The 22,431-nt window shown below is 38.0% G+C and carries 17 protein-coding genes; 5 read left to right on the top strand and 12 right to left on the bottom strand.

The window, feature by feature from the left end; genetic code table 11:
- Positions 1-3 precede the first annotated feature (3 nt).
- The 10 genes from ACULEU_RS11415 to ACULEU_RS11370 form a co-directional block, all read right to left on the bottom strand.
- A complete protein-coding gene (locus tag ACULEU_RS11415) occupies positions 4-2,439 on the bottom strand; it encodes an alpha-ketoacid dehydrogenase subunit alpha/beta (RefSeq protein WP_445452716.1) in 2,436 nt (811 codons plus the stop codon).
- Positions 2,440-2,626: 187 nt separating this feature from the next.
- Positions 2,627-5,434 carry an aminopeptidase gene (locus tag ACULEU_RS11410; protein ID WP_445452715.1) on the bottom strand — a complete coding sequence of 936 codons (2,808 nt, stop codon included), beginning with the start codon at positions 5,432-5,434 and terminating at the stop codon, positions 2,627-2,629.
- On the bottom strand, positions 5,431-6,288 hold the full coding sequence (locus ACULEU_RS11405) for a hypothetical protein (RefSeq protein ID WP_445452714.1): 858 nt from the start codon (positions 6,286-6,288) through the stop codon (positions 5,431-5,433). Before ACULEU_RS11405 ends, ACULEU_RS11410 begins: the two co-directional genes overlap by 4 nt.
- A 32-nt stretch (positions 6,289-6,320) precedes the next feature.
- Positions 6,321-7,754: an MBOAT family O-acyltransferase gene (locus ACULEU_RS11400; RefSeq protein WP_445452713.1), complete on the bottom strand. Its 1,434-nt coding sequence runs from the start codon at positions 7,752-7,754 to the stop codon at positions 6,321-6,323.
- Positions 7,755-7,850: 96 nt separating this feature from the next.
- Positions 7,851-8,576 (bottom strand): LOG family protein, encoded by a 726-nt coding sequence (locus tag ACULEU_RS11395; protein ID WP_445452712.1) that lies wholly within the window; start codon positions 8,574-8,576, stop codon positions 7,851-7,853.
- Between the two features lie 95 nt (positions 8,577-8,671).
- Complete coding sequence (locus ACULEU_RS11390; RefSeq protein ID WP_445452711.1) at positions 8,672-9,223, bottom strand: GNAT family N-acetyltransferase; 552 nt, start codon at positions 9,221-9,223, stop codon at positions 8,672-8,674.
- Positions 9,224-9,312: 89 nt separating this feature from the next.
- Positions 9,313-12,144: an excinuclease ABC subunit UvrA gene (gene uvrA / locus ACULEU_RS11385; protein WP_445452710.1), complete on the bottom strand. Its 2,832-nt coding sequence runs from the start codon at positions 12,142-12,144 to the stop codon at positions 9,313-9,315.
- A gap of 79 nt (positions 12,145-12,223) precedes the next feature.
- Positions 12,224-14,041, bottom strand: a complete 1,818-nt coding sequence (locus tag ACULEU_RS11380) for a chloride channel protein (RefSeq protein WP_445452709.1) — start codon at positions 14,039-14,041, stop codon at positions 12,224-12,226.
- Positions 14,042-14,110: 69 nt separating this feature from the next.
- A complete protein-coding gene (gene ggt, locus ACULEU_RS11375; protein ID WP_445452708.1) occupies positions 14,111-15,778 on the bottom strand; it encodes a gamma-glutamyltransferase in 1,668 nt (555 codons plus the stop codon).
- A gap of 33 nt (positions 15,779-15,811) precedes the next feature.
- Positions 15,812-16,402, bottom strand: a complete 591-nt coding sequence (locus ACULEU_RS11370) for an acyl carrier protein phosphodiesterase (RefSeq protein ID WP_445452707.1) — start codon at positions 16,400-16,402, stop codon at positions 15,812-15,814.
- A gap of 119 nt (positions 16,403-16,521) precedes the next feature.
- On the opposite strand from ACULEU_RS11370, the gene glmM reads away from it, so the two are divergent.
- The 5 genes from glmM to ACULEU_RS11345 all read left to right on the top strand — a co-directional run bounded on the left by glmM (position 16,522) and on the right by ACULEU_RS11345 (position 21,184).
- Complete coding sequence (glmM, locus tag ACULEU_RS11365; RefSeq protein WP_445452706.1) at positions 16,522-17,922, top strand: phosphoglucosamine mutase; 1,401 nt, start codon at positions 16,522-16,524, stop codon at positions 17,920-17,922.
- A 42-nt stretch (positions 17,923-17,964) separates the two neighbouring features.
- Positions 17,965-18,249: a DUF493 family protein gene (locus tag ACULEU_RS11360; RefSeq protein ID WP_445452705.1), complete on the top strand. Its 285-nt coding sequence runs from the start codon at positions 17,965-17,967 to the stop codon at positions 18,247-18,249.
- Positions 18,249-18,959, top strand: a complete 711-nt coding sequence (locus tag ACULEU_RS11355; RefSeq protein WP_445452704.1) for a DUF4290 domain-containing protein — start codon at positions 18,249-18,251, stop codon at positions 18,957-18,959. The genes ACULEU_RS11360 and ACULEU_RS11355 overlap by 1 nt, the downstream gene beginning before the upstream one ends.
- 81 nt (positions 18,960-19,040) lie before the next feature.
- Positions 19,041-20,351, top strand: a complete 1,311-nt coding sequence (gene murA, locus ACULEU_RS11350) for a UDP-N-acetylglucosamine 1-carboxyvinyltransferase (protein ID WP_445452703.1) — start codon at positions 19,041-19,043, stop codon at positions 20,349-20,351.
- 65 nt (positions 20,352-20,416) lie between these two features.
- Positions 20,417-21,184, top strand: a complete 768-nt coding sequence (locus ACULEU_RS11345; protein ID WP_445452702.1) for a sulfite exporter TauE/SafE family protein — start codon at positions 20,417-20,419, stop codon at positions 21,182-21,184.
- A 31-nt stretch (positions 21,185-21,215) separates the two neighbouring features.
- On the opposite strand, the gene ACULEU_RS11340 is transcribed toward ACULEU_RS11345, so the two are convergent.
- Positions 21,216-21,572 carry a hypothetical protein gene (locus ACULEU_RS11340; RefSeq protein ID WP_445452701.1) on the bottom strand — a complete coding sequence of 119 codons (357 nt, stop codon included), beginning with the start codon at positions 21,570-21,572 and terminating at the stop codon, positions 21,216-21,218.
- Positions 21,573-21,683: 111 nt separating this feature from the next.
- Entirely contained in the window at positions 21,684-22,406 is a 723-nt protein-coding gene (locus ACULEU_RS11335) for a YoaK family protein (protein WP_445452700.1), read from the bottom strand.
- Positions 22,407-22,431: the final 25 nt, after the last annotated feature.

The raw sequence follows: 22,431 nt of genomic DNA, 5'->3' as shown, positions 1-22,431 counted from the left end.
GGCTTAATATAAACTGGGATATTGATTCGGTTTTGCTTCGTGCATAATAGCGTATACTTTTTCAAAAACATCTTCTGCTGAAGGTTTCGAGAAATAGTCGCCATCAGTGCCGTAAGCCGGACGATGTGCTTTTGCTGTTAAAGTTTGTGGTTGGCTGTCCAAATGATTATAGCCGTTTTGTTCGTCTATGATTTGTTGCAAAATAAACGCACTGGCGCCACCAGGAACATCTTCATCTACGACCAACAATCGATTGGTTTTCTGAATGCTTTTCACACAGTCATGTTTTATATCAAAGGGCAACAACGATTGGGCATCGATGATTTCCACATCAATACCAACTTCTAATAATTCTTTTGCAGCCTGTTCAATAATTCGTAATGTCGAACCATAAGAAACAATAGTGATGTCGGTACCTTCTTTAATAGTTTCCACTACGCCAATAGGTGTTTTGAATTCGCCCAAATTGGTAGGCATTTTTTCTTTTAAGCGATACCCATTCAAACATTCTATAACCAATGCAGGTTCGTCAGTCTCTAGCAATGAATTGTAAAAACCGGCGGCTTTGGTCATGTTTCTCGGAACCAAAACGTGAATACCGCGAATCGCATTAATAATCATTCCCATTGGGGAACCCGAATGCCAAATTCCTTCTAATCTGTGACCACGTGTTCTAATGATTAACGGTGCTTTTTGACGGCCTTTGGTTCGGTATTGAAGGGTAGCTAAATCATCGCTCATGATCTGAATAGCATACAATAAATAATCTAAATACTGAATCTCAGCAATGGGACGTAAGCCACGCATTGCCATTCCAATTCCTTGTCCGAGAATGGTAGCTTCCCGAATTCCGACATCGGCAACACGAAGTGCTCCGTATTTCTCTTGCATACCTTCTAATCCCTGATTCACATCGCCAATATTTCCGGCATCTTCACCAAAAATCAACGCTTCAGGATATTTTGAAAAGATCGCATCAAAGTTGTCGCGCAATACTAATCGTGCATCTACATCTTCTGCGGATGCATCATAAGTTGCTGCAATTTCGGTACTATTTAAGACATTTTTATCGGATTCAGAAAACAAATGGGAACTGAATTTTGGCTGAATTTTATTAGTGTAGGAGGTTATCCAACTTGCCAATTCCTGTCTGCCGTTTTCAGCAACAATCATACGTAAAACTTTACGCGCTGTGGATAGTATTTCTTTACGAATAGGCTCTTTTATCGAAGCTAAATCAGAAGCTTCTTTCTCAATAAACGCTTTCTTGTCACTTGATGAAGCTAAAGTATTCAGTAACGAAACTAATTCCAGTTGCTCTTCTTTGGTTGGAGCGACAAATGCTGACCAAGCGGCCTTTTTGCCTTCCAAAACTTCTTTTTTAGAAGCGCTTTCTATGGCTTCTAATTCTTCGGTAGTTGCCAAATCATTTTGAAGCAACCACGTTCTCATTTGAGCCAAACAATCAAATTCAGCTTCCCAGCCTAATCGCTCGGCATTTTTGTAACGTTCGTGTGAACCTGAAGTAGAATGTCCTTGCGGTTGTGTTAATTGCTGTACATGAATTAAAACTGGAACATGTTCTTCACGGGCAATTTCGGCGGCTTTTTCATAAGTGGCGACTAAAGCCGGATAATCCCAACCTTGAACGGTGAGAATTTCGTAGCCTTTACAATTTTGCTTCGCCAGTTCGCCATTCTGGCTCGGGTCGTCTCTTTGGAATCCTTTAAGGATTTCAGAGATGTTTTCTTTTGTGGTCTGATGGCGCGCGTGCACCGAAATTCCGTATTCGTCATCCCAAACACTGATGACCATCGGAACCTGTAAAACTCCGGCAGCATTAATGGTTTCAAAAAATAATCCTTCAGAAGTTGATGCATTCCCGATGGTTCCCCAAGCGATTTCATTTCCGTTCGATGAAAAATTCGAAAAGCCTTCTAAACCAGAAACATTTCTGTAGATTTTGGATGCTTGAGCTAATCCTAGTAATCTCGGCATTTGTCCGGCTGTAGGAGAGATATCGGCACTAGAATTTTTTTGTTGTGTAAGGTTGTTCCAATGGCCGTTTTCGTCAATGGAATGTGTTGCAAAATGACCGCCCATTTGACGTCCGGCACTCATGGGGTCATGTTCCAAATCGGAATGACCGTATAATCCGGCGAAAAATTGTTGGATAGACAAATGACCAATAGCCATCATGAACGTTTGATCACGATAGTAACCCGAACGGAAGTCTCCGTTTTGAAAAGCTTTTGCCATAGCCAATTGCGGTACTTCTTTTCCGTCGCCAAAGATGCCGAATTTTGCCTTTCCCGTAAGTACTTCTTTGCGTCCTAACAGACTACATTCTCTACTGATGGTGGCAATTTTATAATCCTGTAAAACTTCTTGTTTGAAGTCTTCAAAAGTGATTTCGGTTTTAGAGGTAGTCTCTGACATAGTGGTACAGTATTTCGTGAAGTAACAAATTTAAATAAAAAGTAGTAACAAAGTATATTCTCCGACGAAAATATATTTTTAATTATCTGTAATTTATTAGCTTTAAAAAGAAGTTGTATTGAAAAATACTCAACAAAAAGCAGAATACGTAACAGTATATCTAAAATAAAATAGTTTTAGTCCTGTTTTAAAACCATTTTCTTGTGAAAAGATTGATAAGTGTTTCCGGTCTAAAAGTGGCGATAAATCGGATTCTTTCGCCATAATTTTGTTGTCCAATTTCCCAGCCATTATTCGAATAAACCGGTAGAAACAATTCAAAATAATCGGTAACTAAATTTAATCGGATACCACTATCGTATACAAATTTGGGTGCGATGTCTTTATTTTTGAACATACCAATATCGCCATAAACATCAATCCAGTTCCAAATAGTATAACAGGCATTGGTGGTTGCCATCCATCTGTTCGCGGTTCGCGTTTCCAAAATGGATTTAAAAAAACCATCCGAAATAATAGACTGTTGACTAAAGATTCCCGACGTTTCTGAACGTCCTAAATAGTCACTTTCAAAAAGATAATCCGACGGTCTATCCAATCCAAAATCAAAATAGTTGGACGTCGTTTTGTTGTGTAAAAAAGTCCCGGCAAATACTCTCAGATTCAAAGTACGATTGTTATCAAAAAGTTTTCTGTATTGGATTTCAGCCGCTAATTTCCCGAAGCTTTTCTCATATTGGAAATCGCCTAAAAATGAAATATGATTCGTGACTTCGGTTTTGGTATTATAGTATTTAGCATTAAAAACAGCATAATTTTCCGTGTTTTCATCTACCGTAAAAGCCGATTTCTCTCTGCTGACAATGATTTCTTTTATAATGATGGCCTGCTTTCTATTGTCTCTTAAATTTTTGGGTCTAAAGTTCAGAAAAACAGTCGGCGCCAATTTGGTATACGAAGCATCCGGAGCATAATGCAGATAATTTCCGCTAATCATATAACGAATGTAGTACAGATTGCTATCTCTGTTAAACTGGTTCACATACAAATATCCTTTTCCGGAAAGGCTTTGGGTTTTGGTGGAAATGGTCGGATTTAAATCGAAGATGAACGGTTTGTCCAAAATTGTTTTGTTGTGAAAACGGATTCCGGGTAAAAAGCCATCGTATAAATTGTATTCCAGCGTTGGAATGTAAATAATCTGATTGTAATACGGATCTTCCAAATCCTTGAAGAAATTGAACTTTATAGGACGATTGAAATGGAAACTGCGCAACGAGTACCAATTGTTTCTTCGGTTAAACTCCGGAACTTCATTCTCATAATTGATAACGATTTTGTCAGCATTATTTCTCGGAAGCGAATAAATACTGTCTTTATCGAGAACATCGAACCATTTTTTGAAGACTATAGCTTTGTTTTTTATACCGTATACAGAAATCGGAACCTTCGTTTCGGTTTTGTTTTTTATAGAAAAGCTGATGCTTTCTTTGGTCTTACTGACGTTTTCAAATTTATAATCGATGATGTCTCGCGAACCAATCATCGTTTTGAAAAACCAATCAATATTTTTAGGTGCATTGGCCGTCAGTATCTTTTCAAAATCCGAGCTGTCGGTTTGTTGGTTTGTATTCAGCGTATAGAATTCTTTGATGCTGTTTGGCACTACATTATTTTCGAGATAACTGTCTAAGTATTTGAAACAAAGTCCAGCCTTGTATTTCGAGGCAATTTTTTCATTAAAACGAATCAAGGTGTTTTTCGAATTGGACAGCGGTTGATCCAAGTTTTTTCGGGCCATCAGCATATACAAATAGCTGTATTGACCGTTAAAATCCTGCGAAACCAGATTGTAACCTTTTACTAATTTAAATCGGGCTACATTACCCATCATTTTGGCATCGGGATGAAATTCGTTAATATAATTCATCATAATGTACACCTGAATTCCGTCATAAATCCAAGCTTCTTCTCGCTGATTGAGTTGTAAAGTGCTATGCAGATAATTGTGCAAATAGGTTTTCAGAAACTTGATTTCATATAAGAATTCATCGGGAAACGGACTAATAAATAGTGGCAATTGGTTCAAACCGTAAAACGGATTTTTATCATAATCTGTTTGCGAAACTGTAATTTTTTGATGGGGACTTTTGCCCAAATGTTCACTAACATACGTTACAATGCGATCCACAATCAGCGCTCTTTGAATGTCGTTTAGTCTATTGTCTTTCAGATTGGAAACGACTTCAAAATTGCCGCTTTTATATATTTCAAAATCTTTTTTGTTGTCTAGAAAAAGATTAAAATCCAAACGGTTTTTTCCACTAAGTTGGTACTGATGGAAACCATTAATGACCTCTTTTCCAGTTTCATTTAGGTCACAATGAATGTCGAAATTTTGCGGCACCTGAACCGTCACCTGATAATCTGAAAGCGCATTGGCACTGTCGTCCAGATTTAGGTTGTTGTATTTTACAAAAGCGTTATTTTCATAGCGTGCCGGAACCAAAAACCAATTTTTAAGGTACATTTTTCCGGTTTCATTATAGCCATATTTTGTAAAGCGGTCACTCGGAATTTTTACGGAATAGGTTAATGTGAATGTTACTTTTTGGTTCGGAAGTACCTTTTCGTTGAGTGAAATAGTGATGACGTCAGGAACCTTTTCATCTCTTTGCCAAGACAACGCTTGCTTTTCATCTGAAATAGTAATTGAGCTGGTGCTACCGCGTTCTTTTTCTTTGGCCAAATGGAACGCTCTTTCAAATTCGTCCGAGAAACGTGCCGCCAACGGCGTGTTTTTCGAACTATAACCATGCATCCAATCGTTTAAAACGATACTACTCAAGGTGTCGTTGCTTTGGTTGAAATACGTTAATTCTTGGGTAACATTGATTGTTTTTTGGTCTGTGTCAATGATAGCTGTCATTTTAGAATGATGCTGCGCTGAGGCGATACAACAAAAAAGCAACAGTATGTAGTTTAGTTTTTTCAAGGATTGGTTTTGGGTTTAAAAAAGGCGTCAAAAACTACCTTGGTAAAAGCAACGGCTCCGGCTTTGTTCATGTGACCACAAGTGGAGAAGTATTTATCTTCAGTTACGGCATTTTCCATTCGATGGATTTCCGGGTAAACCGATTGTATATGATTAAAATAATCTCTGTTGATGGTACTCATGCACATAGGCGTCGTAATGGCAATTAAATTAATGTTATTCTTTTTACAAATGGCCTTAATTTCTTCATAACCTACATTTCGTTTCGGGTAATATTTAGATAAATCGGCCGGAACCATTTTACCTGAATTTGATTTCAACGGATTAAATCCGTCATTTTCGAGCGCATTTGTTTTCTTATGAACAAGTGAGAAGTACATTTCCCTAAATCCAACTCGAGCATCATAGTGCAAATATCTGTAAAACGGGATATAAAGTAGTTTATTATATTCGGGAATCACTCTGTAATGGTCTCTGATAATTTCCGATTGATGCAGATAAGGCATAAACAAGGAGCGAATGGCTTCGGAATGATCATTGGTGTTAATATTCAAATCTACCTGAAGGATGAGATTTTTGATCTTGTAGTTGCGTTCGATCATCAATTTTAACATTAAAGCCGATTCTTCTAATCGGGAACGTGTGACGCCAAAATTGAACGTCTTATAGCCTTTTTTGTTGAAAATTTCGGGAACAAAATGATTGTTTACTCGGGAGGAACCTAAGAAAACCACATCGTAGTTTTGGTCTTTCGAATGATATAAATAGCTGATTTTATTGCGGTCATCGGTTTGTTGATATACCAAAGTATAGGCTATGTCGAGCAGTATCATCACGAGGATGAGCAAGGCCATACTTTTTAGTATAAATTGAAAAAACTTTTGCATCAAAATTGAAAATAAATAAACTCTTTATAATCCGAAAATACGCCCAAAGCGACGATGGCAGCAAGACATAAACTCAATTTCAGCCAACTGTTTTTCCCCGAAACTGGTTCTATTTTGGTTCGGTTGTTCCACTCGATGATGACAAACAAAAGTAGCATCAAAACGATTTCATAATTATAGCGTTCTATGGTAAAATATTGTTCTGAAAAATTAAGATTGGTAAACATACGTTTGATATAATCAACAGCATCCTGTATGGTTTTGGCTCTGAAAAAGATCCAGGCAAAACAGGTAAGAGCGAAGGTGATAACAATATTGAAAAGAATCTGTAAAGAAGAAATATTGAAACCTATTTTGAAATCCTCCATATTATTCCGGTTTCGGTTTAAGAGCAATAGCGGAAGGAAATATAAAGCATTGATAAAGCCCCAAGCAATGAACGTCCAATTGGCGCCATGCCAAAATCCGCTTACCAAAAAAATAATGAATGTATTTCTGATTTTGAGTCCTTTAGACCCTTTGCTTCCGCCAAGAGGAATGTATAAATAATCCCGAAACCATGTCGTTAACGAGATGTGCCAGCGTCGCCAGAATTCAGCAATATCTCTTGAAAAATAAGGATAATTAAAGTTTTTCAGCAAATCGATTCCGAACAGTTTGGATGTTCCCAAAGCAATATCGGAATAACCGGAAAAGTCGCCGTAAATCTGGAACGCAAAATACACGGCGCCTAACATCAGAGAAAGCGAATTCATCGAGTTGGAGTGATTAAAAATCTCGTTAGCATAATTAGCGCACGTATCGGCAATAACGACCTTTTTGACCAAACCCCAAACGATTTGATAGATGCCTTCTTTAGCTTTTTCGAAGTCGAATTTTCTTCTGACTTTTAATTGTGGTAAAAGATGCGTGGCTCTTTCTATTGGTCCGGCTACTAAAAGGGGAAAGTAGCTGACGAACAGCGAATAATCGACGAAGTTTTTCTCCGATTTGATTCGGCCATAATAAATATCGATGATGTACGACAAACCATGAAACGTGTAAAACGAAATCCCAACAGGAAGAATCACTTTCAGCAATAACGGATTGGCTTGGAATCCGACGGAATTGAGCAAATCGGTGAACGAGGCTACGAAAAAGTTATAGTATTTAAAGATTCCTAGAAAGCCGATGTTGATGGAAATGCAGAGCCAGAGCCAAAACTTTCGGCTGTTCTGAGTTGTGCTTTTTTCAATTTGGATGGCAGAAAAGTAATCGAGTAAGGTGGAAAAAATCAGCAGAAATAAAAACCGATAATCCCAACAAGAATAGAAGTAATAACTCGCCAGAATCAAAATGTAATTCTGATTGATTTTAGATTTGTTGCCCACAAACCAATACAACAGAAATACTATTGGTAAGAAAATGGCAAAATGTGGCGAGTTGAAAAACATCCTCTAAAATAGTATAAAATTAACCACCAGGAACACCAAGATTTTCACGATGGGCAGCACGTTATTTCTCAGAATTCTTTGTGGTTAACTGCTTTATTAAAAGTTCGGACTCAGATTGTATTTTTTGTAGAAATTATCCAAAACTTCTACTACTTCATCTTCTGTATCCACCACTTTGATTAAGTCCATATCCATCGGATTGGCATTGTGTTCCTTTTCGATCATTACCGTTTTAATCCATTCTAATAAGCCAGACCAAAATTCGGTTCCGACTAAAATAATAGGGAATTTTCCAATTTTCTTGGTTTGGATTAAGGTAACGGCTTCAAAAAATTCGTCTAAAGTTCCAAATCCGCCCGGCATCACCACAAATCCTTGGGAATATTTGACAAACATTACTTTTCGAACAAAGAAGTAGTCAAAATTAAGGTTCTTATCTTTGTCAATATACGGGTTATAGTGCTGTTCAAAAGGCAGTTCGATATTCAAACCTACCGAAGTTCCACCGCCATTGTGTGCTCCTTTGTTTCCGGCTTCCATGATTCCGGGACCACCACCTGTGATGACTCCGTATCCGGCTTTGCTGATTTTATAAGCAATTTTCTCCGCCAACAAATAGTATTTGGTATCGGGTTTGGTTCGGGCAGATCCAAATATAGAAACGCAAGGTCCGATACGCGCCATCGATTCGTAACCGTTGACGAATTCCGACATGATTTTAAAAATCGCCCAAGAATCGTTGGTTCGTATTTCGTTCCAAGGTTTTTGCTTTAATTTATCCTGAATTTTATCATCTTCATCTAGAAACTCTTCATTCCTCATGGTATTTGTTTTATGCTGTTATTTATGCTATTTCGAGCCTGCGAAAATACTTTTTTTTATTTTAAATTTTGAATTATTTGGTTTTCTGTGCGGTTTCATTCAGAATAGTTTCTTTCCCATTCCCATTTTAGTAAGGAATAACAGTCGGAGTCTTCATTTTTTCCGTTGACCACATAATCTTCGCGCATGGTTCCCTCTTTTGAAAATCCGTATCGGAGTAATAATCGTAAGGAAGCTTCATTTTCTGCGGCAATTAAAGCTTCAATTCGGTGTAAGCCTAAGGTTGTAAATCCAAATTTCAAAACAGCTTTCAAAGCTTCTGTCATATAGCCTTTTTGCTTGCTATTTTCATCTTTCATATAGTAAAATACTTCCGAACGATTATGGGTTGTATTCCAGGAATGAAAACCACATTCGCCAATAGGTGAGCCACTTTCTTTATCAATTAACAAAAAGTAAAACATAGAAATTCGATGTGTTTCCATACCTTTTTCGTGCATGATTTTATAATAATCATAAGCTTCGGCATAACCAAAATAAGACTTAATTTCCTCTTCTGATTTGGTATTGAATAGCTCATGAATGATAGCAGGCGTGATGCTTTTTAGAATCAATCGTGGTGTAGTGATTTCAATTTGGTTAGTCATTTTTTTACTATTTTGAATTTTGAATTATAAATTTTAAATTATTTGATTCACAGCTATGATTTCATTCAAAATTTAAAATTTAAAATAATTTATTCCAGTTCTTTTTTCAAAAACGGAGCCGTATAGCTTTTTTTGCTTTTGATGATGTCTTCTGGAGTGCCTTTTGCTACGATTTCTCCACCGCCTTTACCGCCTTCAGGTCCAATATCGATGATATAATCCGCTAGTTTGATAACATCCATATTGTGTTCGATGATCAAAACCGAATTGCCTTTGTCAACCAGTTTGTTGATGACATCCATCAACACGCGAATATCTTCAAAATGCAGTCCTGTTGTGGGTTCGTCCATGATGTAGAAGGTGTTTCCGGTATCTTTTTTAGACAGTTCGGTAGCCAATTTAATCCGTTGCGCTTCGCCGCCCGAAAGCGTGGTGCTCTGTTGTCCCAAAGTGATATAACCCAATCCAACATCCTGGATGGTTTTGACTTTACGATAGATTTTCGGAATGTTCTCAAAGAAGGGAACGGCTTCATCCACCGTCATGTTCAAGACATCTGAAATGGATTTTCCTTTGTACCGAATTTCCAAAGTTTCTCTATTAAATCGTTTGCCCTGACAGGTTTCACATTCTACATAAACATCAGGAAGAAAGCTCATTTCAATCGTTCGTACGCCCGAACCTTCGCAGGTTTCGCATCTTCCGCCCGAAACGTTAAAGCTAAATCTTCCGGCTTTGTACCCTCGAATCATAGCTTCCGGCGTTTGCGTATACAAGCTTCTGATTTCCGAAAAGACATCGGTATACGTGGCCGGATTCGAACGTGGGGTTCTTCCAATCGGACTCTGATCAATATCAATTACTTTATCAATATGTTCCAAGCCTTCCATTTTTTTATAAGGCTGCGGTTTTTTGACGCCGTTGAAATAATAGGCATTCAAAATAGGGTAGAGCGTTTCATTAATCAGTGTTGATTTGCCGCTTCCTGAAACTCCGGTGACGCATATAAGTTTTCCTAAAGGCAATTCGATGGAAACATTTTTCAGATTGTTACCGCTTGCTCCGGTCAGCTTTAGAAATTTCCCATTGCCTTCCCGACGTTTTTTCGGAACTTCAATTTTCATTTTTCCATTCAGATATTGCGCCGTAATGGTGTTTTCGTTGAGCAATTCCTTCGGAGTTCCTTTACTGATGATTTCTCCGCCAAATTTTCCGGCTTTTGGTCCAATGTCGATTACATAATCGGCACGTTCAATCATGTCTTTGTCGTGTTCTACGACCAAAACTGAATTCCCAATATCGCGAAGTTGTTCGAGTGAATGGATTAATTTTTCATTGTCTCTTTGGTGTAAACCGATGCTGGGTTCATCCAAAATATACAAAACCCCTACCAATTGCGAACCAATCTGCGTTGCTAAACGAATACGCTGCGCTTCGCCGCCCGAAAGCGATTTGGAACTGCGGTTTATCGATAAATAATTTAAGCCCACATTGACTAAAAAGCGCAGTCGGTCTTTGATTTCTTTGACGATTTCAGTAGCAATTATTCGTTGTTTTTCATTAAGATGTTGGTCTAAATCGTCAAACCAAGCTGATAATTCTGAGATATCCATGGTCGATAATTCGAAGATGTTTTTCTCATAAATTCGGAAATACATGGCCTCTTTTTTCAAACGGGAACCATGACATTCAGGACAGTTTACTTCGTCCATAAATTCTTTTGCCCAGCGTTTTATAGAAGTGGACGGACTTTCATCGAATTGGTTTTTGATGAAATGCGAAATGCCTTCAAATTCGATTTTGTATTCTTTGGTGATGCCTAAGGTTTTGGATTCGATGGAGAATTTCTCTTTTCCACCAAACAAAATGACCTGCATGGCTTCTTCAGAAATTTTTTCGATAGGATCGATCAAGGCAAAGCCAAACTTCTCTCCGATGATTTCCAATTGTTTGAAAATCCAAGAACTTTTATACTCGCCCAACGGTGCAAAACCGCCATTTTTGATGGATTGCTTTGGGTTGGGAATGATTTTTTTTAAATTGATTTCGTGAACCGTTCCCAAGCCTTTACAGGTTTCACAGGCGCCTTTAGGAGAGTTGAATGAAAACAAATTTGGTTCCGGATTTTGATAGGATATTCCAGACGTGGGGCACATCAGATTTCTACTGAAATAGCGTACTTCGTTAGTGTCCTGATCCAAAATCATCAGTACGTCTTCGCCGTGATACATCGCTGTTTTGATGCTTTCAGTCAGTCGTTTTTCGTTGTCTTCCGTATTCTCAATGACTATTCGGTCAATAACAATTTCGATATCGTGGGTTTTATAGCGGTCTAATTTCATTCCGGGAAGCAAATCCTGCACTTCGCCATTAACGCGTACTTTCAGAAAGCCTTGTTTGGTAATTTGCTGGAATAACTCGGCGTAATGTCCTTTTCGGGCTCTGATGATAGGCGCTAAGATATTGATGCGTTTTCCGGTAAAATTTTGGACAATCAATTCTTTTATTTGGTCGTCGGAGTAGGAAACCATTTTTTCGTTGGTGACATAGCTATAAGCTTCTCCACCACGGGCATACAGTAGACGAAGGAAATCGTAGATTTCGGTAATGGTTCCAACGGTGGAACGCGGACTTTTGCTCGTAGTTTTCTGTTCGATGGCGATTACGGGAGACAATCCGTCTATTTTATCCACATCGGGACGTTCCAATCCGCCAAGGAATTGTCGTGCATACGCCGAAAAAGTTTCGATGTAGCGACGCTGTCCTTCGGCATAAATGGTATCAAAAGCTAAGGATGATTTTCCCGAGCCTGAAAGTCCGGTGATAACGACCAGTTTTTCTCTGGGAATGGTAATGTCAATATTTTTAAGATTGTGGACTCGGGCACCAAGAACTTCAATTGTATTTTCGGTATCTATCATAGCATTTTTGCAAAACGCAAAGATACTGTTTTACAAAGAAATTTTGGAGAGACAGTTAAGAAGTTATTGTTAAAAGAAATTAATCTATTACCATCTCTTTTAGTCGCTGGCGGTAGTTTTCTAGAATATCAATTTTAGATAAAAAACCGAAGTATTTTCCTTTTTGAATTACCGGAAGAATTGTACTGTTGGAAGCCTCAAACTGCTTCATCACTTTTTCTACTTTGTCTTCGAGTAGGACTAGGGCATCGGGCTGATTCATGATTTCGGTAATCAGCATAAATTTTACCCGATACGGATTAAAAATGGTAGCCTTTACCACTTCAAAATCGATAATGCCAACGAGTTTTTTTTCAGCATCAATCACAGGAATATTTTTTTGTTCCGAAGTAGCAAAAATGGCTACAACGTCTTCAACAGTATTTTCAAGAGTAACCGTTTTGTAATGCTGCTGAACGAGTTTAGAAACATCGATGCTTTGCAGAATGTTCTTGTCTTTGTCACTGGTATAAACATCGCCCTTATCGGCTAGGGCTTTGACATCCATGGAATGTTTTTCGAACTGTTTGGAAACAGCGTAGCTTATGGACGATACAATCATCAACGGCACCATTAAATCATAGCCTCCGGTAATTTCCCCAATCAGAAATATCGCGGTTAAAGGTGCGTGAAATAAGCCACTCAAAATTCCAGCCATACCTACAATGGTAAAATTGGCTATTGGAAGCGGATTTGTGAAGTTTAATAGATTTACTGTTTTGGCTACAAAAAAACCAAGATACGAACCTACAAAAAGCGATGGAGCAAAGTTACCTCCGTTACCACCACTTCCTAAGGTTAATCCCGTAGCAAAGGCTTTTAACATCATGGTTACGCCAACAAAAGCCAACAAAACCCATTCGCTTTTGAATTGCTCGAGCATGGTATTGTCTAATAAAATGCCCGGATTTTTCGAGGCTAATATTTTAATGCTTTCATACCCTTCACCAAACAGCGTTGGGAAAAAGAAAATCAGAATTGCCAGAATGACCGAACCAAATAAGGCTCTGCGATAGCCTTTATTCTTAAAAGTGCCGAAAAATTTTTCTGTTTTTTGAAAATTACGCGCATGATATAGCGAAGCAAAACCCGCGAGTAATCCGAGTAAAATATAAAAAGGGGTGTTGTGATAATCAAATTTAAGCGTTTGCTCAAAATTCAGGATAACATCGTTGCTTAGGGAGATTTTAGACACTAACGTTCCGGTTGCTGCCGATATCATAATCGGAATAAATGCAGAAATAGAAACATCCGTCAGAACCACTTCGATAGCAAACAAAACTCCGGCAATAGGTGCATTAAACGCCGCTCCGATTCCAGCCGAAACACCACAGGCCAAGAGCAGAATTCGATCTTTTTGAGATAGATGGTATTTTTGAGCAAAGTTGGAGCCAAATGCCGCTCCGGTAATCACAATGGGGCTTTCTAATCCGGCTGAACCTCCTAAGCCTACTGTAAGAGAGCTTGTTACGATTTGGGCATACATTTGCTTTTTAGGAACGATACCTCCTTTTCGGGCCACGGCGTAAAGTATTTTAGAACTACCTTTTTCAAGGTTATTGCCTAGAAAATTTCGAATTACGAATACGGTCAATAAAATACCTGCAATAGGCAGTAAACTGTTGATGTATGGTAATTTTAAGAAGCTGTTGATGTCATTAGCCCAAAGAAAGATATTGTGGGCAAAACTTTTCAGAATAATTACGGCAAAGGAGCAAGTGATGGCCACCAAAACAGCTGCTATGTAAATAAAATTCCTTTCACTTACTCGGTCTTTCAAAAGGAAAATCAGGTTTTCGATTCTTCTGAAAATACTTCTGAAAACAATTTTAAAATTAGAGGCTTTACTGCTTGGCATTTTTTCAAATCTTTGAATCTGCTAAAATACTATTTTAAATTATGAATTTTGAAAACTAAATTCGGTAATCTAAAATCCAACTGCCTTATCATCGCCTCGAAAATCTGCACCGCCTTCGAGTTTTCCATCGGGAAGCACTAGGATAGCATCTACTTTACCGAGAATGGGCGCTGTTTTTTCATTGATTTTATAGCCTTTAGTCGAAAGTTTTTCTAGGGTGATTGCATCAAATTTCCCGGGCTCTACCATCACATCTTCCGGAAGCCATTGGTGGTGAAATCTTGGGGCGTTTACCGCTTGTTGCATCCCCATATCGAATTCATATACATTCAAAATGGTCTGTAAAACCGAAGTAATAATCATGGAACCGCCAGGTGAACCTAAAAGCATTAGGAGTTTACCATTTTTCTCAACTATCGTGGGTGTCATCGAGCTAAGCATTCTTTTTTGTGGCGCTATACTATTGGCTTCGGCACCCACTAATCCGTAGTAATTGGGAACTCCGGGTTTTGAGGAAAAGTCATCCATTTCATTGTTTAAAAAGAAACCCAATGCGTCGCAATAGAGTTTAGAACCATAAGCGCCATTGAGGGTTGTAGTTACTGAAACGGCAGTACCTTCGGAATCTACAATCGAATAATGGGTGGTTTCATCGCTTTCGTATACACTGATATTTCCGTGGCTGACTTCGGTTGATGGTGTTGCTTTTTCAAATGAAAAACTTGCCATTCGGTTTTTGAGATAGGCATCGTCTAACAATTTTTTTTGCGGAATCTTTACAAAATCGGGATCGCCCAAAAAGTAATTTCTGTCGGCATAAGCCCTGCGTTCGGCCTCAGTTAAAAGCTGAATGTATTCAGTAGAATTATGTCCCAATTTTTTGACATCATGCGAGGCAATCATCTTCATGATTTGCGCCAAGGTGATGCCACCGCTCGAAGGAGGAGCCATTGAAATAAGGTTTAGTTCTTTGTATTGGAACGTTATCGGCTGACGCCAAATGGCTTTATAATCGGCTAAATCTTTCATCGAAATAAGGCCTCCTTTTTGTTGGAGAAATTTTACCAGTTTTTTTGCTGTTTTTCCTTTGTAGAATTCGTCTTTTCCGTTTTTTAGGATTTGCTTCAAGGTATTGGCTAAAGCCGAATATTTAATGGTGTCACCTACATTATAAGTCTTGTTATATAAGGTTTTGTCTCCGCTTATTTTTACAATGATCTCTCGATATTCATCAAGCTTGGCTTTTTCTTTTTCAGTTACGACAATGCCTTTTTCTGCCAAATCGATTGCTGGTTCGAACAAATCTTTCAAAGGTAGTTTTCCGAACTTTTGATGCACTTCGAAAATCCCGGCCACGCTTCCCGGAACGCCTACAGATAAAGCGCCATCGGTGCTTAGGTTTGGAATCACATTCCCTTTTTTGTCTTGATACATGTTTTTCGTCGCTTTGTAGGGCGCTTTTTCGCGAAAATCTAGAGAGCCAATGTCGCCATTTGCTTTTCGGTATACCATAAATCCACCGCCGCTAATATTTCCGGCATAAGGATAGGCGACAGCAAGTGCTAATTGAGTTGCAATCATCGCATCGAAGGCATTGCCGCCTTTTTTGATCATTTCAAAACCAATTTTAGAAGCTTCTTCACGAGCAGAAACCACCATAGCTTTATCGGCAACGAGTCCTTTTTGGCCATAAAGCGATGAAGCAATGAATAAAAACAATAGTGCAATCTTTTTCATAAATCTTAAAAAATCAATTGTGCATTTGTGGTTTTACCCATTTAATTCTCTCATTTTTTCAGCGCATTGCTGTTGTAGTTCCTCGAAAAAAATAGTGAATTCGTTTTCAAATTCGGTGTAATATTGATGAAGCTCGACTATAGATTCGTGCATGGCAACCCGGTTTTTGGTTCGGTGATCCATTTGAAACATAATCATTTCCAAACCCGCAATGGAGGCATAGCTGACCAGCCAGTTTCTTCCCATCATATAGGGCAACATTCCCTGCGCTTTTTCCGTTAAGATATCATAATTATCTTGTAGCAATTTGTAGAAGGTTTGAGCGTATTCTTCTAACGTAACATCGGAATAGGTTTTCCAGTTTTTGGCCAAAAAATGATCATAAAAAATATCCATAATCACTCCTGAATAATGTCCGTATTTTTCGTGTAACCGATGCTTACTTTGTCTATAAACCGGATGCATATCAGTGAAACTGTCAATAAAACGATGAAGTAGAATTCCCTTTTGGATTTCCATCGGATACACATCATAACTATGCCCTCGAATACTATCCGCCATAAAATTTCCGATTTTTAACAAATCGTTGTTGCCGGAAAGATAAATGTGGGCTAGGAAGTTCATGTGCCTAATTTAGGAATTTTAAATTATAAATTTTGAATTTTAAATTAGAATTGAAAAATGCCATTCTTTATATTTGTAAACATTTAAAATTTAACATTTCAAAATTCAAAATAATAAAGATGACTTTAATCAAATCGATATCAGGAATACGTGGTACTATTGGCGGGAAAGTAGGCGATAATTTAACTCCGGTTGATGCCGTAAAGTTTGCTTCGGCATACGGAACGTTTCTAAAAACTGGAAGCGGAACGTTGGAAGCGGGAAGAAAGCTAAAAGTAGTTATTGGAAGAGATGCGCGTATTTCGGGACCAATGATTCATAATTTGGTCGTGAATACCTTAATCGGTTTGGGCATTGATGTAATTGATTTGGGATTGTCCACGACGCCAACTGTCGAAATTGCTGTGCCTTTAGAAAAAGCTGATGGTGGTATCATTCTGACAGCGTCACACAACCCGAAACAATGGAATGCATTAAAGTTATTAAATGCTAAAGGCGAGTTTTTAAGCGGAAAAGAAGGCGAAATGATTTTGGAAATAGCCGAAGCGGAACGATTTGATTTTTCAGATGTCGATTCGTTGGGCGAAATTACCGTCAATGATGCTTATATGGATATTCATATTGATGAGGTTTTGGATTTACCTTTAGTAGATGCAGAAGCAGTTGCTAAAAGAAAATTCAAGGTTGTCGTGGACGGAGTAAATTCTTCTGGAGGCATTATCATTCCGAAATTATTGGAGCAAATGGGCGTAGAGTGCGTCAAATTATACTGCGAACCTAACGGACATTTTCCGCATAATCCGGAACCGTTAAAAGAGCATTTAGGAGATATTTGTAAACTAGTAGTCGAAGAAAAAGCGGATTTCGGAATTGTTGTAGATCCCGATGTGGATCGCTTGGCTTTCATTTCGAATGATGGTGAAATGTTTGGTGAAGAATATACTTTGGTGGCTTGTGCCGATTATGTATTGAGCAAAACTCCGGGAAATACAGTTTCCAATATGAGTTCCTCACGTGCTTTGCGGGACATTACCAACAAACATAACGGAACCTATCAGGCAAGTGCCGTCGGAGAAGTAAATGTGGTTGAGATGATGAAGCAAACCAATGCTATTATTGGAGGAGAAGGGAATGGTGGAATCATTTATCCGGAATCGCATTATGGTCGCGATAGCTTGGTTGGGGTAGCGTTGTTTTTAACCCATTTGGCAAGCCTTGATATGACAGTTGCCGAGTTAAGAGCGTCTTATCCTCAGTATTATATGAGCAAAAACAAAATTGAACTGACACCGCAAATTGATGTGGATGCAATTTTGGTTGCGATGACCGAAAAGTATAAAAATGAAGACATCACTACCATTGACGGAGTGAAAATCGACTTTGCCGAAAATTGGGTGCATTTAAGAAAATCCAATACGGAACCAATTATCCGAATTTATACCGAAGCCCAGACACAACAGTTGGCTGATGATTTGGCTTTGAAAATCATTGATGAGATAAAAACTGTGGCTGGAATCTAAATCTAAAATCAATACTGTATATTTGCTTTTATTTTTTAAAGAATGGATAAGAAAACAGAAGAGTTTTATATTAGATTGCGCGAAGAATTGGACAGCACTTCAACTTGGCCGAGTGAGTATTTATACAAATTCATAGTGCCTACTGATGCTAAGAAAATAGAAGCCGTAGAAAATGCTTTTGATAATTTAGGCGCCGTGATTCAAACCACCCAGTCAAAAACCGCAAAATATACCAGTATATCAATAAATGTTATGATGGAAAGTCCGGAAAGCGTTATTGAAAAGTACATTGAAGTTTCTACAATAGAAGGAATAATATCATTATAATGCCTGAAAAATATATAAAAGAAAATGCCAACGATGTTGTATATCATTTAGAATACAATGCCGAACGTCCGCATTTAATCATTCCGGAGTACGGTCGCCATTTGCAAAAACTGATCGATCAGGCAACGATTATTGAAGACAGAGAAACGCGTAATAAAGCTGCCAAATACATCATTCAGGTGATGGGTAGTCTGAATCCGCATTTACGTGATGTGCTCGATTTTCAGCATAAATTGTGGGATCAGATTTTTATTATGTCCGATTTTAAATTGGATGTTGATTCACCGTATCCGATTCCGACCCGAGATGTAATTCATCTGAAACCGGAACGATTGGCGTATCCACAAAAAAATCCGAAATACCGTTTTTATGGTAACAATATCAAATACATGATTGATGTTGCCAACAGTTGGGAAGAAGGAGAAATGAAAAGTGCCTTGGTAAAAGTGATTGCCAACCACATGAAAAAATCGTATTTGAGTTGGAATAAAGACACGGTTACCGATACCGTTATCTTTGAGCATCTTTATGAATTGTCAGCCGGAAAATTAAATTTATTGCAAAGCACCGAAGAATTGTTGACTACCAACGATTTGATGCGTACCAATAAAAAAATGTCCAACAAAAGCATGCCGCTGAACAATAAGATAAAAATCAATAAAAACGGCAAAAAGCCATTTGTAAAGAAAAATAACAATAATCCAAAATAGTTAAGAGTTATGAATTATGAGTTATGAGTTGTTTTCTCATGTAACTCATAAATTATGACTTGTAATTCATAATTATAAAAAATGGGAACTTTTAAAATAGAAGGAGGAATTCAACTTAAGGGAGATGTAACCCCACAAGGAGCTAAAAATGAAGCATTGCAAATCTTATGTGCTGTGCTATTGACTCCGGAAAAAGTAACAATCAGCAATATTCCTGACATCATCGATGTTAATAAATTAATCACCCTTTTAGGCAACTTAGGCGTTAAAATTCAAAAAAACGGTCCGGGTTCCATCACCTTTCAGGCAGATGAAGTGAACGTGGGTTATCTTGAAACCGAGGCTTTTAAAAAAGAAGGCGGCAGTTTGAGAGGTTCTATTATGATTGTTGGTCCTTTATTAGCTCGTTTCGGAAAAGGGTATATTCCAAAACCGGGTGGAGATAAAATTGGTCGACGTCGTTTGGATACGCATTTTGAAGGATTTATCAATTTAGGAGCTAAATTCAGATACGAAAGAGAAGATCATTTTTATGGAGTAGAAACCAAAACGCGTTTGAAAGGAGCTCACATGTTGCTTGATGAAGCTTCAGTAACCGGTACTGCCAATATCGTGATGGCGGCAGTTTTAGCTGAAGGTACTACGACCGTTTACAATGCCGCTTGTGAGCCTTATTTGCAACAGCTTTGTAAAATGCTTAACTCGATGGGAGCCAAAATTACCGGAGTTGGTTCTAATTTACTGACTATTGAAGGCGTTGAAAATCTTGGAGGTTGTGAACACAGAATCCTTCCGGACATGATTGAAATAGGTTCTTGGATTGGTCTTGCAGCAATGACTAGAAGCGAAATCACTATAAAAAATGTTTCCTGGGAAAACCTAGGTGTTATTCCAAGTGTATTCCGAAAATTGGGAATCACTTTAGAGAAAAAGGGAGATGATATTTATATTCCATCTCACACCAAAGGTTATACTGTTAAGACGGATATCGATGGTTCTATATTAACCATTGCCGATGCACCATGGCCAGGATTTACACCAGATTTATTAAGTATTGTTTTGGTTGTAGCTACTCAGGCAAATGGCGATGTATTGATTCATCAGAAAATGTTTGAAAGCCGATTATTCTTCGTAGATAAACTGATCGATATGGGCGCTAAAATTATGCTTTGTGATCCACACAGAGCAGTAGTTATGGGGCACAATTTTCAATCACAGTTGAAAGCGACTACCATGTCTTCGCCAGATATTCGTGCGGGAATTTCTTTATTGATTGCAGCCTTATCTGCTAAAGGAACTTCTACCATTCAAAATATCGAGCAAATTGATAGAGGTTACGAACGTATTGATGAGAGACTTCGTGCACTTGGCGCCAACATTGTTCGCGTTTAATATAGATAATAGACAAATAGATACAAGATAGAGGCGCAAATTGTGCCTCTTTTCATTTTAAATTTATGGAAACCTACCTTATTCCTCTTCTCTGTCTTGCAGCTTTCTTGGCCGGATTTGTAGATGCTGTTGTAGGCGGTGGTGGATTAATCCAAACTCCGGTTGCCTTGATATTGTTGCCTGATCTTGCGGTTTCTTCGGTTATTGGTTCGTTGAAAATTCCATCGTTTAGCGGTACAGCTTTGGCGGCACGACAATACCTGAAAAAAGTGGAAATGAATTGGAAATTACTTTCGATAATGGCTGTTGTAGCTTTTGTTTCGGCATTTTTAGGGTCGATTTTGCTAACGAAAGTGTCTAACGATTTTATGAAGCCTTTGTTATTGGTGGTTTTAACACTAATTGCAATTTATACGTTTGTCAAAAAAGATTTTGGGAGTCATCAGATAAAAGAGCATTCCTCTAGGAAACAGCTTTTATATGCAGTCTTTATCAGTTTTATCATTGGGTTTTATGATGGATTTATTGGTCCGGGAACGGGAAGCTTTTTGGTGTTGGCTTTTGTGGCCATTTTAGGCTTTGATTTTCTTCAGGCTTCTACCAATGCTAAAATGGTGAACCTTGCGACCAATTTTGGTTCGATTTGTCTTTTTGTTTTTAAGGGAAAAATTATATGGGCCATTGCTATTCCGATGGCTATCTGTAATGCTTTTGGTGGCTGGGTTGGCGCCAAAATTGCCCTCAAAAAAGGAAACGGATTTATTCGTGTTTTCTTTCTTATCGTCGTCATCGGAACGCTGATTCGATTTGCGTATGATGTTTTTCTTACGTGAATTTTCGTCTTAAAGTATTTTAGAATGGCACTTACCATTCGTTATAAACCACAGAATCATGAACAACTAAATGTGAGATATGTTTGTATTGGAGTCCAAATGGTGCCAAAGGAGTCCAGCTATCAGCATAAAACAATTTGATTTTCTTTCCTTCAAGATCTTTTTTGGTTTTCGTTAGTTCAAATCCGTTTTCAAACCCACGATTGATGTAATACTTTATCGGATTGTTTTCCAACTCAAAAACGACATCTTTAACGCCACCTTCCTGTACAGATTTTATAGTTCCAGTTACTTCAATACTATTTTCCTTGGAGTTATTAATGGGTATAAGGGCAAAAAACAAAAAGGCTACAAAGAGCACGACTATAATGTAAATTACTTTCTTCATGATTTTAGTTTGAAGGTTTCAAAAGGAAACGAATAAAACCATCTTTTATTGCTTTAAATGCCATTGACGATTCAGAATACAGTGTTAAAAATACCAAGATTGGATTTGATATTAATGATTATACTTTCGGTTGAGCAACAGAATTTTGAGCTTGATATTATCGTAAATTAATCCGATTGCCAAAGCCACAGCAGCGATGATGAGTACTTTCAATTTTATTTTCACATAAAATATCCCACCTATAATGCCACCGATAAAAAAGAAGCTGATGATGATTAATCTCAATTTAATGGAAGCATACAGTTTTTGTTTCATTTGAAGTTCTTTGAAGAAAAAAAGCTGTGATAATTCTATGCCGAGATCGGTGAAAAGTCCGGTCAAATGCGTTGTTCTCACCGTCGCGTTTGATATTTTAGTCACCAAAGAGTTTTGCAATCCCATCGCAAACAATAGGCTGCAAGCAATAACATTTGGATTTTTAGTAAGCAGACTTCCACCAAAAATCCCTAGTAACAAAAGGATTAGGATTTCTATTGAAGTCGGAAATACATAAATGTTTCTTTCGGTTTTTTGCGAGATTAATTCCACCAAATAACTCGAAACAAAAGAGCCCATAAAAAAGAAAAAGATATAGAGGAAATACACAAAGCCTTCCCAAAAATTCAATTTAAAGACTTCGTCTACAAAAAAAGCAAAATGTCCGGTGACATTGGTAGTGAGTTTAGCAACAGCAAGAAATCCGGCCACATTTACAATTCCGGCCACAAAAGACAGCAACGATGCAATGCGCAAATTATGACTTAAGGTTCTGGATTTTCCTTGATGAGTAAACATTTGCGTTTTGTTCTTAGAGTTGCAT

The sequence above is a fragment of the Flavobacterium sp. 25HG05S-40 genome (assembly GCF_052654735.1).
This window is presented reverse-complemented; position numbering and strand designations above follow the sequence as displayed.

Excerpts from the sequence above, each read along its gene's own strand:
- ACULEU_RS11415 (WP_445452716.1), bottom strand. The coding sequence starts at position 2,439 with ATGTCAGAGACTACCTCTAAAACCGAAATCACTTTTGAAGACTTCAAA.
- ACULEU_RS11405 (WP_445452714.1), bottom strand. The coding sequence starts at position 6,288 with ATGGCCTTGCTCATCCTCGTGATGATACTGCTCGACATAGCCTATACT.
- ACULEU_RS11400 (WP_445452713.1), bottom strand. The coding sequence starts at position 7,754 with ATGTTTTTCAACTCGCCACATTTTGCCATTTTCTTACCAATAGTATTT.
- ACULEU_RS11395 (WP_445452712.1), bottom strand. The coding sequence starts at position 8,576 with ATGAGGAATGAAGAGTTTCTAGATGAAGATGATAAAATTCAGGATAAA.
- ACULEU_RS11390 (WP_445452711.1), bottom strand. The coding sequence starts at position 9,223 with ATGACTAACCAAATTGAAATCACTACACCACGATTGATTCTAAAAAGC.
- uvrA (WP_445452710.1), bottom strand. The coding sequence starts at position 12,144 with ATGATAGATACCGAAAATACAATTGAAGTTCTTGGTGCCCGAGTCCAC.
- ACULEU_RS11380 (WP_445452709.1), bottom strand. The coding sequence starts at position 14,041 with ATGCCAAGCAGTAAAGCCTCTAATTTTAAAATTGTTTTCAGAAGTATT.
- ggt (WP_445452708.1), bottom strand. The coding sequence starts at position 15,778 with ATGAAAAAGATTGCACTATTGTTTTTATTCATTGCTTCATCGCTTTAT.
- ACULEU_RS11370 (WP_445452707.1), bottom strand. The coding sequence starts at position 16,402 with ATGAACTTCCTAGCCCACATTTATCTTTCCGGCAACAACGATTTGTTA.
- glmM (WP_445452706.1), top strand. The coding sequence starts at position 16,522 with ATGACTTTAATCAAATCGATATCAGGAATACGTGGTACTATTGGCGGG.
- ACULEU_RS11360 (WP_445452705.1), top strand. The coding sequence starts at position 17,965 with ATGGATAAGAAAACAGAAGAGTTTTATATTAGATTGCGCGAAGAATTG.
- ACULEU_RS11355 (WP_445452704.1), top strand. The coding sequence starts at position 18,249 with ATGCCTGAAAAATATATAAAAGAAAATGCCAACGATGTTGTATATCAT.
- murA (WP_445452703.1), top strand. The coding sequence starts at position 19,041 with ATGGGAACTTTTAAAATAGAAGGAGGAATTCAACTTAAGGGAGATGTA.
- ACULEU_RS11345 (WP_445452702.1), top strand. The coding sequence starts at position 20,417 with ATGGAAACCTACCTTATTCCTCTTCTCTGTCTTGCAGCTTTCTTGGCC.
- ACULEU_RS11340 (WP_445452701.1), bottom strand. The coding sequence starts at position 21,572 with ATGAAGAAAGTAATTTACATTATAGTCGTGCTCTTTGTAGCCTTTTTG.
- ACULEU_RS11335 (WP_445452700.1), bottom strand. The coding sequence starts at position 22,406 with ATGTTTACTCATCAAGGAAAATCCAGAACCTTAAGTCATAATTTGCGC.